Origin of the sequence: Vibrio sp. 10N.286.52.C3 (assembly GCF_041468865.1) — a bacterium.
Classification (GTDB): domain Bacteria; phylum Pseudomonadota; class Gammaproteobacteria; order Enterobacterales; family Vibrionaceae; genus Vibrio; species Vibrio crassostreae_C.
This window is the reverse complement of the sequence record NZ_JBFRJM010000005.1, coordinates 22215-36908: the sequence shown is the minus strand read 5'-3', so window position 1 is coordinate 36908 and position 14694 is coordinate 22215. Positions and strand designations below refer to the sequence as shown.

Annotated in this window: 13 protein-coding genes and 2 tRNA genes; 11 read left to right on the top strand and 4 right to left on the bottom strand. The window is 44.2% G+C overall.

Going from position 1 to position 14694, the window contains the following annotated elements; translation table 11 throughout:
* Positions 1 to 68: 68 nt before the first annotated feature.
* Positions 69 to 1358, bottom strand: a complete 1290-nt coding sequence (locus tag AB4138_RS02605; protein WP_372304912.1) for a peptidoglycan DD-metalloendopeptidase family protein — start codon at positions 1356 to 1358, stop codon at positions 69 to 71.
* A 129-nt stretch (positions 1359 to 1487) separates the two neighbouring features.
* Between AB4138_RS02605 and tyrS the strand changes: the two genes are divergently transcribed.
* Positions 1488 to 2675 (top strand): tyrosine--tRNA ligase, encoded by a 1188-nt coding sequence (tyrS, locus tag AB4138_RS02600; protein ID WP_372304909.1) that lies wholly within the window; start codon positions 1488 to 1490, stop codon positions 2673 to 2675.
* Positions 2676 to 3056: 381 nt separating this feature from the next.
* Positions 3057 to 3902 carry a magnesium transporter gene (locus tag AB4138_RS02595; protein WP_372157545.1) on the top strand — a complete coding sequence of 282 codons (846 nt, stop codon included), beginning with the start codon at positions 3057 to 3059 and terminating at the stop codon, positions 3900 to 3902.
* Positions 3903 to 4027: 125 nt separating this feature from the next.
* Here the strand turns inward: AB4138_RS02595 and dacB are convergent, their stop codons facing one another.
* Entirely contained in the window at positions 4028 to 5461 is a 1434-nt protein-coding gene (dacB, locus tag AB4138_RS02590) for a serine-type D-Ala-D-Ala carboxypeptidase (protein WP_372304907.1), read from the bottom strand.
* 111 nt (positions 5462 to 5572) lie between these two features.
* Entirely contained in the window at positions 5573 to 6604 is a 1032-nt protein-coding gene (locus AB4138_RS02585) for a porin (RefSeq protein WP_372304904.1), read from the bottom strand.
* A 511-nt stretch (positions 6605 to 7115) separates the two neighbouring features.
* On the opposite strand from AB4138_RS02585, the gene greA reads away from it, so the two are divergent.
* Complete coding sequence (gene greA / locus AB4138_RS02580; protein ID WP_017059397.1) at positions 7116 to 7589, top strand: transcription elongation factor GreA; 474 nt, start codon at positions 7116 to 7118, stop codon at positions 7587 to 7589.
* Positions 7590 to 7714: 125 nt separating this feature from the next.
* On the opposite strand, the gene yhbY is transcribed toward greA, so the two are convergent.
* Positions 7715 to 8011, bottom strand: a complete 297-nt coding sequence (yhbY, locus tag AB4138_RS02575; RefSeq protein ID WP_004738252.1) for a ribosome assembly RNA-binding protein YhbY — start codon at positions 8009 to 8011, stop codon at positions 7715 to 7717.
* Positions 8012 to 8125: 114 nt separating this feature from the next.
* Between yhbY and rlmE the strand changes: the two genes are divergently transcribed.
* The 8 genes from rlmE (at position 8126) to rimP (ending at position 14659) form a co-directional block, all read left to right on the top strand.
* On the top strand, positions 8126 to 8755 hold the full coding sequence (gene rlmE / locus AB4138_RS02570) for a 23S rRNA (uridine(2552)-2'-O)-methyltransferase RlmE (RefSeq protein ID WP_017059396.1): 630 nt from the start codon (positions 8126 to 8128) through the stop codon (positions 8753 to 8755).
* Positions 8756 to 8862: 107 nt separating this feature from the next.
* Positions 8863 to 10830, top strand: a complete 1968-nt coding sequence (gene ftsH, locus AB4138_RS02565; RefSeq protein ID WP_372304901.1) for an ATP-dependent zinc metalloprotease FtsH — start codon at positions 8863 to 8865, stop codon at positions 10828 to 10830.
* Positions 10831 to 10918: 88 nt separating this feature from the next.
* Positions 10919 to 11749 (top strand): dihydropteroate synthase, encoded by an 831-nt coding sequence (gene folP, locus AB4138_RS02560; protein WP_372224047.1) that lies wholly within the window; start codon positions 10919 to 10921, stop codon positions 11747 to 11749.
* Between the two features lie 21 nt (positions 11750 to 11770).
* On the top strand, positions 11771 to 13111 hold the full coding sequence (gene glmM, locus AB4138_RS02555) for a phosphoglucosamine mutase (protein WP_017059393.1): 1341 nt from the start codon (positions 11771 to 11773) through the stop codon (positions 13109 to 13111).
* 294 nt (positions 13112 to 13405) lie between these two features.
* Positions 13406 to 13738, top strand: coding sequence for a preprotein translocase subunit SecG (gene secG, locus AB4138_RS02550; RefSeq protein ID WP_017059392.1), 333 nt, complete (start codon positions 13406 to 13408; stop codon positions 13736 to 13738).
* Positions 13739 to 13754: 16 nt separating this feature from the next.
* Positions 13755 to 13839: transfer RNA gene (locus AB4138_RS02545), tRNA-Leu, on the top strand.
* Positions 13840 to 13892: 53 nt separating this feature from the next.
* Positions 13893 to 13969: transfer RNA gene (locus tag AB4138_RS02540), tRNA-Met, on the top strand.
* 234 nt (positions 13970 to 14203) lie between these two features.
* Complete coding sequence (gene rimP / locus AB4138_RS02535) at positions 14204 to 14659, top strand: ribosome maturation factor RimP (protein WP_004738265.1); 456 nt, start codon at positions 14204 to 14206, stop codon at positions 14657 to 14659.
* The last annotated feature ends 35 nt before the right edge of the window (positions 14660 to 14694 follow it).

Here is a 14694-nt window from a genome sequence, read left to right as displayed (position 1 = left end):
AGCATAAAAAAGAGCGCCTTGATGGGCGCTCTTTGCATTTTTCTATTTTGCAGTGAAGCTACAAACGCCTAGTTAGTCGCTAGTAACTGACCGTATCGCTCAAGGTTTCTTAATCGAATCTCTGAGTTGGCAATAAAGGTTGCTTTTGCTTTACCAGTTAACGACTTGGATTGAGGCAATTTCACGGTACGCGCATTTTTATGTACGCCATTAACCAAGAATTCATAATGTAAGTGCGGGCCAGTCACACGGCCTGTACCGCCCAAAGTACCAATGGTTTGGCCTTGTTTTACGCGCTGACCGGTTTTCACCATACGTCGCTTCATGTGCAGGTACTTGGTGATGTAGGTGTTGCTGTGGCGGATGAACACGTAGTTACCATTGAATTGGTTGTAACCTGACTTCTGAACAATACCGTCACCGGCTGCCCAGATAGGCGTGCCAACAGGGGCTGCGTAGTCAGTACCGCGGTGAGCTCGAATCTTACCGGTTACTGGGTGTCTCCTGGTAGGGTTAAAGTTCGATGTTACGCGACGAAAATCAATTGGTGAGCGCAAGAACGCCTTCTTCATCGCACGACCATTTTCATCGAAGTAGTTGCCGCTTTTATCATCCAATACCGCGGTAAATGAATCGCCTTGGTTTTTGAATACGGCTGCCATGATCTTACCGCGACCAACTACTTCACCTTCAACCACTTTCTCTTGGTATAAGATTTTGAAGCTGTCGTTCTTACGAATATCTAACGCAAAGTCGATATCCCAACCGAAGATGCCCGCCAGTTCCATAATTTGGTTTGCGGTTAAACCTGCGCTGACGCCAGCGTTCCAGAAGTTAGAGGTGATGTTGGCTTCGGCATAATTGTATTGGTATACCACTTCTTTTTTGTCGAAACTTGATGAGAAAGAATCGCCAGATTTAGTGATCTTGAAGCTTTCAAACGCACTAAGTTGTCGTTTTAACTGAATAAGGTCGTTGTTTTCATCAAAGCCGAACTGCAAGACATCACCAGGTCTTAGGTTAGACAGCTGCTTCTTAATATCATTATTGGTATTGAGTAGCGTGATCAGCAGACGGTATGAGAGGCCAATACGTTCAAATAAAACAGAGGTGCTTTCGCCAGAGCGAACGGTGTATTTCTCCCAATTGAGCACTGCCGTCGGTGGAGCGTCACTTGAGCTAATAAGTGCAGAGGCATTGATTGTCAGTGGGTAATGTTTTCCCACAACTAAAGCGCCCGAATCGTCACGCAAACTGTTGACGTCGGGGAATAAGAAAATCGCGACGAAAATTATGGCACTAAAAAATGCGATAAAAGCCCGGTGCAAAATAGGAAGGCGTGCAAAAATAGACAACATGTTCCGGTTCGTTCTGTAAATATTATGAAAATCGACGACGGAATAGTGTAACTGGTTTCAAAATACATCGCTATTCAAGTAAGATGTCTAATTAATGTATTTTTGCCAAATCTGTGGGAGTGAACAAGAATGGCGAGTATTGAAGCTGCACTAGCCGAGATCAAACGTGGCGTAGAAGAACTGATTCCAGAAGACGAACTGATTGCAAAACTAAAAGAAGGTCGTCCTTTACGCATTAAGCTGGGTGCCGATCCAACAGCTCCAGATATCCACCTAGGCCATACGGTTATCTTTAACAAGCTTCGTGCTTTCCAAGAGCTTGGTCATGAAGTGACATTCCTTATCGGTGATTTCACTGCAATGGTTGGTGACCCATCAGGTAAAAACTCAACACGTCCACCGCTAAGCCGCGAAGACGTATTGAAGAATGCTGAAACTTACAAAGAGCAAGTATTCAAGATTCTAGATCCTGCGAAGACGCAAATTCGTTTCAACTCTGAATGGCTATCTGAGCTTGGCGCTGAAGGCATGATTCGTCTTGCTTCTAACCAAACTGTTGCTCGTATGCTTGAGCGTGATGACTTCAAAAAGCGTTACGCTGGTGGTCAACCGATCGCAATCCACGAATTCATGTACCCACTTCTACAAGGTCACGACTCTGTTGCACTAGAGAGCGACGTTGAGCTTGGCGGTACTGACCAGAAGTTTAACCTTCTAATGGGTCGTGAACTGCAAAAAGCAGCAGGTCAAAAACCACAAGCGGTACTAATGATGCCACTACTTGTTGGTCTAGACGGTGTTAAGAAGATGTCTAAGTCTGCGCATAACTACATCGGTATTAGCGAAGCACCAAGCGAGATGTTTGGTAAGATCATGTCTATCTCTGACGATCTAATGTGGAGCTACTACGAGCTGCTGTCTTTCCGTCCTCTTGAAGAAGTTGCGGAACTGAAAGCTGGCGTTGATGCAGGTAAGAACCCGCGTGACGTTAAAGTGCTTCTTGCTAAAGAGATCATCGCTCGTTTCCACAGTGAAGCAGATGCTGAAGCCGCTGAGCAAGAGTTCGTTAACCGTTTTGCTAAGAACCAAGTTCCTGATGAAATGCCGGAGTTTGAATTCGAAGCAGGCCTGCCAATTGCGAACGTTCTAAAAGAAGCGGGTCTTGTAAACTCGACTTCTGATGCGATGCGTATGATCAAGCAAGGCGCTGCTAAGATCGAAGGCGAGAAGATTGAAGACAGCAAATTCGTGCCTGAAGCAGGTACTGCCGTTTACCAAGTAGGTAAGCGTAAGTTTGCTCGTATTACTATTAAGTAATAATGCACATCAATAATTGAACCAAAGGCATCCACGGATGCCTTTTTTATTGACTTAAAGTTGACGAAACTTTGAAACGCCTATTGCTACACTATGCGCGCTGTCAAATTGACAGTAATTCTGGAGATTTTTATGAACAATACCGACCATCCTCCTAGTTTGAATGGAGAAGAATAACCTGTCTCGGTATTGATCTATTGTCCTGCCGTTCAGGTAGGGTATCTTTGTTTTCCCCCGCATTCTTTTCCACACACTAGATTCTAACAAGTAGACACATCAGTAGCTTTCAGCTCTTGGTGCGCTTAGCTGTACGCTCTTGGTGTATTAGCTATAGGCTACTTGTTTTGATGGTCGTTACCTTTGCCAATCGGGAGATTCGCCATGACGGTAATGAACAACACTTTTTTATCTATCGAAGCTTTGTACACAGAGCAAGACATCCAAGCTGTATCGAATGCATTTCAACAGTACGGACGTGAACAACAAATTAATCTTTTGAATCGAATGCCGCTCGAAGATGCGGTGCTAGTGCTGGGGCAATGCTCTTTGAGTACGATTCAGACTTTACTTAGTGAGCTAGAAGAGCAGGGCTTTGAGAAGCGCTCTCGACATCTAGCTCACCAACTAGGGCTGATCTACTCTGAGGTAGAACCTCAACAGGGTTACCTTTCGACTGGCGTCATGAGCCACGTCAGGCAGCGTATCGGTTGGATTATTTCGTTAGCACTATTGGGAATCGTCTCAGGGCTTATCATTGCTCAGTATGAAGACATTCTCAGTCAGTTGGTACTTTTGGCAATCTACATGCCGGTAATTGCTGCTGCTGGTGGTAACACCGGAACACAAGCCGCGACTTTGGTTATCAGAGCCTTAGCCACAGGTGAGTTAAAAAAACGCCAATGGGCTAATGTTCTGTGGAAAGAGTTTAGAGTTGCTATTTGTCTAGCTCTAGCGATTGCTGTAGTGATGATTGGACGTATTCTGCTATTTAGCGAAAACCAATCGACAGGTGGCTATGACATCAACATGATTGCGTTAGCGATTGCGGTAGCGTTGTTTATTCAGGTGACCATATCAACCGTGCTCGGCGGCGGGTTACCGATAGTCGCTAGGCTATTTAAGCTTGATCCAGCGGTGTTAGTAAGTCCAGTACTTGCATCGATAGTGGATATCTCAGGAATGTGGATCTACTTCACTGTGGTGAACTCATTCCTCGGTATCGCTTAGCTCCTATAAAAATAGGCACCTATAAAAATAGCTAAATACATCTGAGAAACAAAAATGGCGCTGCAGATTGAAGGTCTTCAGCGCCATTTTTATTGTTTGAGTAGAAGTTTACACAGAGCTAAGCATTACTTAGATTTGCTTTGTGTTTGACTGAACTCGACCACATCTTTGTAGAAAGCACGTTCAAACTGGGTGATAGGTGCTTCCACTGGTTTGTCTGGATCTTGTTCTTCAGGGAAGTAATCACGAACAAACTGCACAAACAGAGAGCTTGGTTTTCCCGCCTTATCTAATCCGTATCCCGCCATGTTGTAACTGCCGTATAGAGAACCACTTTTGGCGATAATGTTGCCTTGAATCGGTGCTTTTCTCATGCTTTGACGGTATTTGAGCGTTCCATCAGTGCCAGATGTAGGCATAGCCTCAATCAGGTTGAGCTGTTGATCGTTTTCCCAGATATAACGAAGCACTTGAGCCATGGTCTGTGACCTCATTCGGTTATTTCTGGATAACCCTGAACCATCGACGAGCTGCGCTTTACTGAGGTCAATATTAGCCTTGGTCAGCAGTATCTGTTTTATCGCTTCAGTACCGTTATTGAAGCTACCCGGTTGAACATAAAATGTCGCTCCTAGCGTTTTAGTTAGATTATCTGCGATAAGGTTATCCGACTTCTTGAGCATGATATCGAGCAGTTCAGGAAGCTTTTCTGAGTTGTGACTAGCGACTAACGTGGTTTTGTCTGCTTTCGCTTTTTTACCAATAATCACATCACCTTTTACTTCTATTTTCAGTTCTTTGAGAAGCGATGTAACGACTTGATAGGTGTAAAGTTCTGGATTTTGAATCGCGAACTTGAGTGGCAGTGGCTTTTTACGCTCAACCAAGCAACCAGAGAGCTTGTAAGCGTTATCTGGTGTCGTTATTAGCTCTAAGTCGCATTGTGTCGCCTTCTGCCCAGAGCGAGTTACCGTGGCGGCAGTGGTTGTAACGTCTATCGGGTAGTGAGCGGGAATATAAACGCGTGTCGCACCATTATCTTTTGTATAAATAGAGGCTTGTGCGCAGTTGCTGTCCAAGGTCATTGCACTAGAAGGCGCGCTGTAACAAACCCCTAGAATGTCCCAAGGCCAACCCACCGCTCGCTGATAGCCCGTAAAAGTCGAGTTATCGAGGTATAAGTTGCCTTTGATAGTTCTTGATTGAGACTTAGCGTATTGAGCTAAAAGGCTTTTAAGCTGTTCTCGTTGCAGGGTTGGGTCGCCACTAAATGAAATGATAGAGTCATTCCTAGAACGAGCAATGCTGGTCGTGTAGTGAAAGTCATCTCCTAACTCCAACTTAGCCGCCAACGCTGTCACCAGCTTTAAAGTACTAGCGGGAGGATAGAAGCCATCACTGTTGGAATTCATTTTGTTTGAATCGCCCGTCAGGGATTCCAAAATCACACTGGTGCTACTGCCATCAAGCAGCTTATCTAGTGGTGAATAAGCGAAAGCGTTAATTGAGAAAGCGCTAATGGAAAAACTACATACCAGTAGTGTGGATAGAAGGCGCATAGAAGATTTCTTGGATGGCTGATGTTTTCAGTATACAGATATAAAAAACGCCCGCTAGATAGCGGGCGTTTTGATTCTCAATTAACTAATTAATCAATTAGATAATCAGAATTAGAAGTCGTAACGTAGACCAATAGCTAGCTCGTCTTCAGCTTGTGCTTTAGTTGCACCACGGTTAACTACAGTATCAGCTGTACCGAACTTGTCACCTTCAGAGATAAGGTTGAAGTTGTACGAGATGTAAGTACGGAAGTTAGGCTTGAAGTAGTAAGTCGCATCAACAGCAACGTTATCAGCTGATGTATCACCATCTGTTTCTGCGTTGTTGTACGTTAGCGTGAATGCAGCTTTGTCTAGCGTGTAAGCAGTTGCGAATTCGTAGCCAGTGTAGTCACCGTTGTCTTTCGATAGTTCACCGTCTGTGAATACACCAGCAAAGTATAGAGCTTCAGTACGGAAAGATGCCGCTAGCATGTATTCGTTTTGCTCTGCTTGATCAGCGTAACCTGCACCTAGCTTAACGCCAGAATCGCCGATTGCATAGATAGCAGATAGAGAGTAGCCATCTTCGTTGTTGTCATCGAAACCAGTGTCAGTTGTTGAATCTGTACGATCTGCAAAACGGTAGCTTGCTTTAACTGCTAGATCTTGGAATTCACCTTTGTAAGAAAGCATGTTGTCTGTACGGTCAGCCGCTGCAATTTTGTATGCCGCTGAGTTACCGTGGTAAGACATGATATCGGTAAAGTCTGTGATAACGCCTAGCGCACCGTCGTTTTTACCGTAAGTTACTTCACCGAATGTACCGCCGATACCAGCGTATGTGTAACGGTGATCGATAGAATCAGCATCGCCTTCGTAGTCGTTTGCGTTGTATTCTGCTTCGTAGAAACCAACGCCGTATAGGCCGTCTTGGATTTCAACTTTACCTAGGAAGTTAAGACGTACACGAGTGTTGTCTTGTGCTTTGCCATCTTTTAGAGATAGGCGAGCTTCCGCACGACCACCGATCTCTAGAGAAGTGCCGTTTGAGCTGTATACAGAAGTACCGGCAATATCACCAGCTTGTTTACCGTCGGCTGCCACTGCGTTAGTAGCAAGAGCTGCAGCAGATACAGCAAGCGCGATCATAGTCTTGTTCATGTTATTATTTCCTAATTACTGTCCATAGAAGTTTTATTAAGGATTTGAACCCTTTTGTGTATTGCCTGTATTAATCAGGCTTCATAATCATGATTAGAACAGAAGTCTGAAAATGCCAGTGCAATCCATGGGTTACTTTTTACCTCTAAAGTTCCATGGTCAGTTAGTAAAATGATATAAAACTAAAAAATGAACACTGTTTTATTATATCTTTTTTGTTTAAGTGGTTGTTTTTGAGTGTATTTTATAAAAGTGTGATCTGTGTTTATTTTGTTTGTTTTTTGTTTTTTTAGGTATTTAGCTCTCCACTTATTGATGGGGAGGTTATTATTCATTTTTGTGATGTCTGTAATTTAGACCTAGATAAAGCTTTTATAACGCAAAGTGGAATAAAGGTGATTTAGCCATAAAGTTTGTTTACACTAAGCCAAATCGTTTTGTTTCTATCACCCAATAAATACGTTGGGTGTATTTATGTTGGCCAAAGAAAGCTTTGGCATAGAGGTAAAAAATGGAAAAGGTTCCAATGACAGTACGTGGCGCTCAGCAGCTACGTGACGAATTAGATCGCCTACTTAAGCTACGCCCTGTTATCTCAGCAGCTATTGGTGAAGCACGTGAACTAGGTGACCTGAAAGAGAATGCTGAATACCACGCCGCTCGTGAAGAGCAGGGTATTTGTGAAGCTCAGATCCGTGATATTGAATATAAGCTATCACTGGCTCAGATCATCGATGTAACGCAAATGGATAATACGGGCAAGATTATCTTTGGTACGACAGTGACACTGATTGATGTGGATACCGATGATGAGTTCCGCTACCAAATCGTTTCAGAAGACGAAGCAGACATCAAAACGGGTCGCATTTCTGTGAAATCGCCAATTGCTCGCGGTCTTATCGGTAAAATGGAAGGCGACGAAGTCATGATCTCTACCCCTGGTGGTGACAAAGACTTCGAAATCGACAAAGTAGAATATATCTAATTGAATTTTCTTTGTTTCTGATAAGTAAAAAGGTCGCTAAATGCGACCTTTTTCGTTTCTCACGCTACACTAAAAGATAAGCGCTGTGGCTTCCTATTAGTGAAGTTAGCTTATATCAAACTCGCTTATTTACGTGGAATCTCGATTTTACGTGCTTCTGACTGGCGGAACAGTACTAGAACTTTACCGATAGTCTGTACTTTCTCAGCTTTAGTTTCACGTACAATTGCATCGATAATCAGTTGCTTAGTCTCACGGTCTTCTGATGCAACTTTAATCTTGATCAGTTCGTGGTGGTCTAGAGCTAATTCGATTTCCGCTAGAACAGCTTCAGTAAGTCCATTTGCGCCCATTAGCACAACAGGTTTTAAACTGTGAGCTAGGCCCTTTAGATGCTGCTTTTGTTTGGTACTTAGGTTCATTACGCGGCCAATTTTCTTTACTATTAGGGTTGAAAAAACCTATTTTAACGCCATCTAAAGCTGAAGACTATAATTTATTCAGCAATTAGTACTTTCCTCCAATTTAGGTATCCAATGAGCAAACAGAAACACTCGGCCAGTTCAGGCCGTTGGTTGAAGGAACACTTCGACGACAAGTACGCAAATGAAGCAAGAAAGAAAGGCTATCGTTCACGTGCTTATTTCAAAATGGAAGAGATTCAAACGAAAGATAAATTGCTGTCTCCTGGGATGACCATTGTGGATTTGGGTGCAGCACCTGGCGGTTGGTCTCAATATGCTGCTAAGATTGTTGGAGACAACGGACAAATCATTGCGTGTGACTTGTTACCAATGGATCCGATTGCTGGTGTTAGCTTTTTACAAGGCGATTTCCGCGAAGAAGCTGTGCTAGATGCCTTGTTGGAACGTATACAACCAAACATGGTTGATGTCGTGATGTCAGATATGGCACCTAATATAGCAGGCAACAATTCTGTGGATCAGCCAAGAGCTATGTATTTAGTTGAATTAGCTTTGGATATGTGTCGACAAGTTCTAGCTACCAATGGTAGTTTTGTTGTAAAAGTATTCCAAGGCGAAGGGTTTGACCAATACGTTAAGGACGTCCGTGAGATGTTTAAAACAGTAAAAGTTAGAAAACCCGACTCTTCTCGAGCTCGATCTCGTGAAGTGTTTATCGTAGCCACTGGTTACAAAGGTTAACGATTCTCTTCCAAGAGTGAGAGTTAACAACATGGCTACAGGTTACAAACTGTAGTACCCTACCTTTAATTACAATTAGTTATCGAGAGGCTTACACCTTGAGTGACATGGCAAAAAATTTAATTCTGTGGCTTGTTATCGCGGTAGTGTTGATGTCGGTATTCCAGAGCTTCGGCCCTGGGGAAAGTAACGGCAGAGCAGTAGATTACACCACGTTTGTACAGGAAGTTGGCCAAGGCCAGATTCAAGACGCACAGTTCAATAACAGCGAAATCACTTTCACACGTCGTGGTGGTGGTTCTAAGTATGTAACTTACATGCCTGTTTATGATCAAAAGCTACTTGATGACTTAATTAATCAAAACGTAAAAGTTCAGGGTACACCACCTGAAGAGCAGAGCCTGCTTGGCACTATCTTCATCTCATGGTTCCCAATGATCTTACTGATTGGTGTATGGATTTTCTTCATGCGTCAAATGCAAGGCGGCGGCGGCGGTAAAGGCGCGATGTCTTTCGGTAAGAGTAAAGCTCGAATGATGAGCGAAGAACAAATCAAAACCATGTTTGCTGATGTTGCTGGTTGTGACGAAGCAAAAGAAGACGTGAAAGAGCTTGTGGACTACCTTCGTGACCCAAGCCGCTTCCAAAAGCTAGGTGGTAAGATCCCGACAGGTATCCTGTTGGTTGGTCCTCCTGGTACGGGTAAAACATTGCTTGCAAAAGCGATTGCCGGTGAAGCGAAAGTACCGTTCTTTACTATCTCTGGTTCTGACTTCGTTGAAATGTTTGTTGGTGTTGGTGCATCTCGTGTGCGTGACATGTTTGAACAAGCGAAGAAAGCGGCACCTTGTATCATCTTTATCGATGAAATCGATGCTGTAGGTCGTCAACGTGGCGCTGGTGTTGGTGGTGGTCACGATGAACGTGAACAAACACTGAACCAAATGCTGGTTGAGATGGATGGTTTCGAAGGTAACGAAGGTATTATCGTTATCGCTGCGACTAACCGTCCAGACGTACTAGACCCTGCATTACTTCGTCCTGGTCGTTTTGACCGTCAAGTTGTGGTTGGTCTACCGGATGTACGTGGTCGTGAACAGATTCTTAAAGTACACATGCGTAAAGTGCCACTATCAGGTGATGTTGAACCGTCGCTGATCGCTCGTGGTACTCCAGGCTTCTCTGGTGCAGATCTTGCGAACCTTGTGAATGAAGCGGCGCTATTTGCTGCTCGTGGTAACAAGCGCAATGTATCTATGGTTGAGTTTGAACTTGCAAAAGACAAAATCATGATGGGTGCAGAGCGCCGTTCAATGGTTATGTCTGAAGAAGTGAAAGAGTCAACGGCTTACCACGAAGCGGGTCACGCAATTGTTGGTCGTTTGGTACCTGAACACGATCCAGTGTACAAGGTGTCAATCATTCCACGTGGTCGTGCGCTTGGTGTAACCATGTACTTGCCAGAGCAAGATCGTGTGAGCATGTCTCGCCAACATCTAGAGTCTATGATTTCTAGCCTGTACGGTGGTCGTCTTGCTGAAGAACTTATTTACGGTAAAGACAAAGTGTCAACTGGTGCGTCTAACGATATCGAACGTGCAACTGATATTGCTCGTAAGATGGTTACGCAGTGGGGCTTCTCTGAGAAATTGGGTCCTCTTCTTTACGCAGAAGAAGAAGGTGAAGTTTTCTTAGGTCGTGGTATGAGCCAAGCGAAACATGTTTCTGACGATACGACTAAGCTGATCGATGAAGAAATTCGTATTCTAATCGACCGCAACTACGATAGAGCTAAGAAGATTCTTGAAGATAACATGGATATCATGCATTCGATGAAAGACGCTCTAATGAAGTTCGAAACGATCGATGCAGGTCAGATTGATGACTTGATGGAACGCAAAGACGACATTCGTGAGCCAGCGGGTTGGGGTGATCAGGCGAAAGCAGAACCTGCAAAGGAAGAAGCTAAACCTGAAGCGAAATCAGAAGAAGCAACAGCTGAACCAAAAGCTGAAGAGTCGAAAGTTGAAGAAGCTAAATCTGAAGCAGATGATGCTCAAAACAAAGATTCTTAATTGCTAAGCTTTAAATTAAAACCCTGAGTACGCTCAGGGTTTTTCTGTTTCTAGCCCTAGATGTTTTTACCTTTAAGACCCACCTTCCATGATATTAAAAGCACACAATAAAACGCTCGTTTTAGACCGCCCACATGTGATGGGTATCCTCAATGTTACGCCTGACTCTTTCTCTGATGGCGGAAAATTCAATTCATTAGATAGTGCTCTACTGCAAGCAGAGCGAATGATTCAAGCTGGTGTTAGCATTATTGACATTGGTGGTGAGTCAACTCGCCCGGGAGCACCTGATGTACCTTTAGAAGAAGAGCTCGCTCGCGTTATTCCTGCCATTAAAGCAATTCGCGCTAAGTTTGATGTGTGGATCTCCATTGATACCAGTAAAGCTGAAGTGATGCGCCAAGCCGTTGAAGCGGGGGCTGATTTGATCAATGATGTGCGCGCACTGCAAGAGCCCGGAGCTCTGGAAGCGGCCGCCGATGCTAATGTGCCAGTTTGCCTGATGCACATGAAAGGTCAGCCAAGAACCATGCAAGCTAACCCTAATTACGATGATGTCCTAATGGATGTTGAAGCGTTCTTAAAAGAAAGGGTGGAGGCTTGTGAGGCTGTTGGTATATCAAAAGATCAGCTGATTCTTGATCCTGGTTTTGGTTTTGGTAAAACCATTGAGCATAATTACCACCTATTAGCGCACCTTGAAAAGTTTCACAGGCTTGGGTTGCCAGTCTTAGCGGGGATGTCGAGAAAGTCGATGATCTTTAAGCTACTAGACAAAGCTCCAGCAGATTGCATGGTTGCTAGCGTCACTTGCGCTACCATCGCTGCAATCAAAGGCGCACAAATTATTCGCGTTCATGATGTTGAAGATACATTGGAAGCGATGAAGATAATCGAAGTGATGAATAACAATCACTAATCATAATTAAGGAAAATCAATATGTCTGATAAGAGACGTTACTTCGGCACAGATGGTGTACGTGGCAAAGTAGGCCAGTACCCGATTACACCTGATTTTGTTCTGAAGCTTGGCTGGGCTGCGGGTCGTGTTCTTGCGAAGCAAGGCACAAAGAAAGTCATCATTGGTAAAGATACTCGTATCTCTGGTTACATGCTTGAGTCAGCGCTAGAAGCTGGCCTTGCTGCTGCTGGTCTTCAGGCTACGTTTACTGGCCCAATGCCAACACCTGCTGTGGCTTACCTAACTCAAACCTTCCGCGCTGAAGCCGGTATTGTTATCTCTGCATCACACAACCCATACTACGATAACGGTATCAAGTTCTTCTCTTCTGAGGGAACAAAACTGCCGGACGATATCGAGTTGGCAATTGAAGCAGAGTTGGATAAAGACATCGAATGTGTTGATTCTTCAGAGCTAGGTAAAGCAGTACGTTTGAACGATGCGGCTGGCCGTTACATCGAGTTCTGTAAAAGTACGTTCCCACATAAAATGACATTAGCTGGCATGAAGATCGTTATCGATTGTGCACATGGTGCGACTTACCACATTGCGCCTGCTGTATTTAAAGAACTGGGTGCTGAGGTCGTTGCGATTGGTGTTGAGCCAAACGGTACTAACATCAACCACGAAGTCGGTGCGACGGATGTACGTGCTCTGCAAGCAAAAGTGCTTGAAGAAAAAGCGGCATTAGGTCTTGGCTTTGATGGTGATGGTGACCGTATCATCATGGTTGACGAGCTAGGCAACAAAGTTGATGGCGACCAAATCGCTTACATTATTGCTCGTGATGCACTGCGTCGCGGTGAGTTGAAAGGCGGCGTTGTTGGTACACTAATGACCAACCTGGGTATGGAAAACGGCCTTAAGCAGTTAGGTATTCCGTTTGTACGTGCTGCTGTTGGTGACCGTTACGTAATGGAACAGCTTCTTGCTAAAGGCTGGAAGATCGGCGCTGAAAACTCGGGGCACGTTATCCTACTAGATAAAGTGACGACGGGTGATGCTATCGTTGCTGCTCTGCAAGTTTTGGCTTCAGTTGTTGATAGCGAAATGACACTGAATGAGTTGTCTCAGGGCATGACGTTGTACCCTCAAGTTCTAGAAAACGTTCGTTTCAGCGGAGATTCAAACCCACTAGAAGCCGAAGCGGTAAAAGCAGCGGTTGTTGAAGTAGAAGCAGAGCTTGGCGAGAAAGGCCGTGTACTATTACGCAAGTCTGGTACCGAGCCACTACTGCGTGTCATGGTTGAAGGCGAAGATGCAGAGCTTGTTCAAGCATCAGCGCTTAAGATTGCAGATGCAGTAAAAGCAAACTGCTAATTTAACCTTTTACTTAGCTGGCGCAGCGAATAGCGCTTGTGATTAGAAGTGGTTGACTTATATCACGGTCAAAAGATATAACGGTCAAAAGAGACATAAATGAGTTTTGTGTCGCTTTTGACCTTTTTTTGACCATTCACTTGGTAAAGGCTTATTTTTTAGCAAATTCTCCTTGTCAGCCATCGTCGCATTCGCTAGTATTGCTCGGCCTTCAGTTAGGAGGTCGCTAGCCTTGTTCTTAAAAATAGTTTTTTGAACGGCGCTGGCTCAACAATTAGGAACATAGGTGGAAAAATGTTTACAGTTCTACTTGTGATTTACCTGTTGGCAGCGCTTGGTGTAATTGGCCTAGTGTTGATTCAACAAGGTAAAGGCGCAGATATGGGAGCCTCTTTCGGTGCTGGCGCTTCAAACACTGTGTTTGGTGCTGGTGGCTCAGGAAATTTCCTTACCCGAATGACTGCAATTTTTGCAACTACATTTTTTATCCTTAGCTTAGTGCTTGGTAATATGTCTACACATAAAACTGAGTCACAATGGATTGACCCGACCCAAGGTCAGGTGATTCAACAAGCTGATGATGCAGTGAGTGAAGTTCCGGCGCAAGGCGACGAAATTCCACAATAATCTGTAAAGATTTGATGCCGAGATGGTGAAATTGGTAGACACGCTAGCATGAGGTGCTAGTGCCTTAGGGTGTGAGGGTTCGAGTCCCTCTCTCGGCACCATGTTTACAAACTTGTAAAACATCTTGTTGGGCGTATAATGCTCGCAAGTCGGACGCGGGATGGAGCAGTTTGGTAGCTCGTCGGGCTCATAACCCGAAGGTCGTCGGTTCAAATCCGGCTCCCGCAACCAATTTCAATGCTATTATATAGCTTGTATTGGTAGCAAGTTTGCACAGTGTGAACCTCACTGTGAGTTAGGTGCGATATCGAATGTGATGGCACTTAACATATAAGGGTCCAGCAACAAAAACCCCGGCTTATACGGGGTTTTTTGTTATCTAAGCATTTGTAAATGTATTTAGATAATGTTTGCTTGGAATTTAAATTGGGCTTTGAGCCCTTTTTTTGTTTCTGGAGTGGTTAAATGACTGGTTTAGAAAGACAACTTACTGAAATGCTTGACGCTCCAGTAGCAGCATCAGGTTATGAGTTAGTTGGATTAGAATTTATTCGTGCTGGTGAGCACTCAACGCTACGTATTTACATCGATTCACCAAACGGTATCAATGTAGATGATTGCGCTGAAGTTAGCCACCAAGTAAGTGCCGTAATGGACGTTGAAGATCCAATTTCAGTGGCTTATAACCTTGAAGTGTCTTCACCAGGTTTAGAGAGACCACTGTTCAAAGCAGAGCATTACCAACAATTTATTGGTCACGAGGTAAGCATCGTTTTGAAAATGGCTGTCGGCAACCGTCGTAAATGGAAAGGTGATATCCAATCTATCGAAGGCGAGACAGTGAAAGTATTGGTTGAAGGACAAGAAGAAGAATTCGTCCTGAGCAATATTGCGAAAGCTAACCTGATCCCTAAATTTTAGTTCTCCTAGAGAGAAGAGCTTAAGAGGCTAGATTA

What these genes read in the sequence shown, in the direction of transcription:
- AB4138_RS02605 (WP_372304912.1), bottom strand. Translation starts at nt 1,358, where the DNA reads ATGTTGTCTATTTTTGCACGCCTTCCTATTTTGCACCGGGCTTTTATC.
- tyrS (WP_372304909.1), top strand. Translation starts at nt 1,488, where the DNA reads ATGGCGAGTATTGAAGCTGCACTAGCCGAGATCAAACGTGGCGTAGAA.
- AB4138_RS02595 (WP_372157545.1), top strand. Translation starts at nt 3,057, where the DNA reads ATGACGGTAATGAACAACACTTTTTTATCTATCGAAGCTTTGTACACA.
- dacB (WP_372304907.1), bottom strand. Translation starts at nt 5,461, where the DNA reads ATGCGCCTTCTATCCACACTACTGGTATGTAGTTTTTCCATTAGCGCT.
- AB4138_RS02585 (WP_372304904.1), bottom strand. Translation starts at nt 6,604, where the DNA reads ATGAACAAGACTATGATCGCGCTTGCTGTATCTGCTGCAGCTCTTGCT.
- greA (WP_017059397.1), top strand. Translation starts at nt 7,116, where the DNA reads ATGGAAAAGGTTCCAATGACAGTACGTGGCGCTCAGCAGCTACGTGAC.
- yhbY (WP_004738252.1), bottom strand. Translation starts at nt 8,011, where the DNA reads ATGAACCTAAGTACCAAACAAAAGCAGCATCTAAAGGGCCTAGCTCAC.
- rlmE (WP_017059396.1), top strand. Translation starts at nt 8,126, where the DNA reads ATGAGCAAACAGAAACACTCGGCCAGTTCAGGCCGTTGGTTGAAGGAA.
- ftsH (WP_372304901.1), top strand. Translation starts at nt 8,863, where the DNA reads ATGGCAAAAAATTTAATTCTGTGGCTTGTTATCGCGGTAGTGTTGATG.
- folP (WP_372224047.1), top strand. Translation starts at nt 10,919, where the DNA reads ATGATATTAAAAGCACACAATAAAACGCTCGTTTTAGACCGCCCACAT.
- glmM (WP_017059393.1), top strand. Translation starts at nt 11,771, where the DNA reads ATGTCTGATAAGAGACGTTACTTCGGCACAGATGGTGTACGTGGCAAA.
- secG (WP_017059392.1), top strand. Translation starts at nt 13,406, where the DNA reads ATGTTTACAGTTCTACTTGTGATTTACCTGTTGGCAGCGCTTGGTGTA.
- rimP (WP_004738265.1), top strand. Translation starts at nt 14,204, where the DNA reads ATGACTGGTTTAGAAAGACAACTTACTGAAATGCTTGACGCTCCAGTA.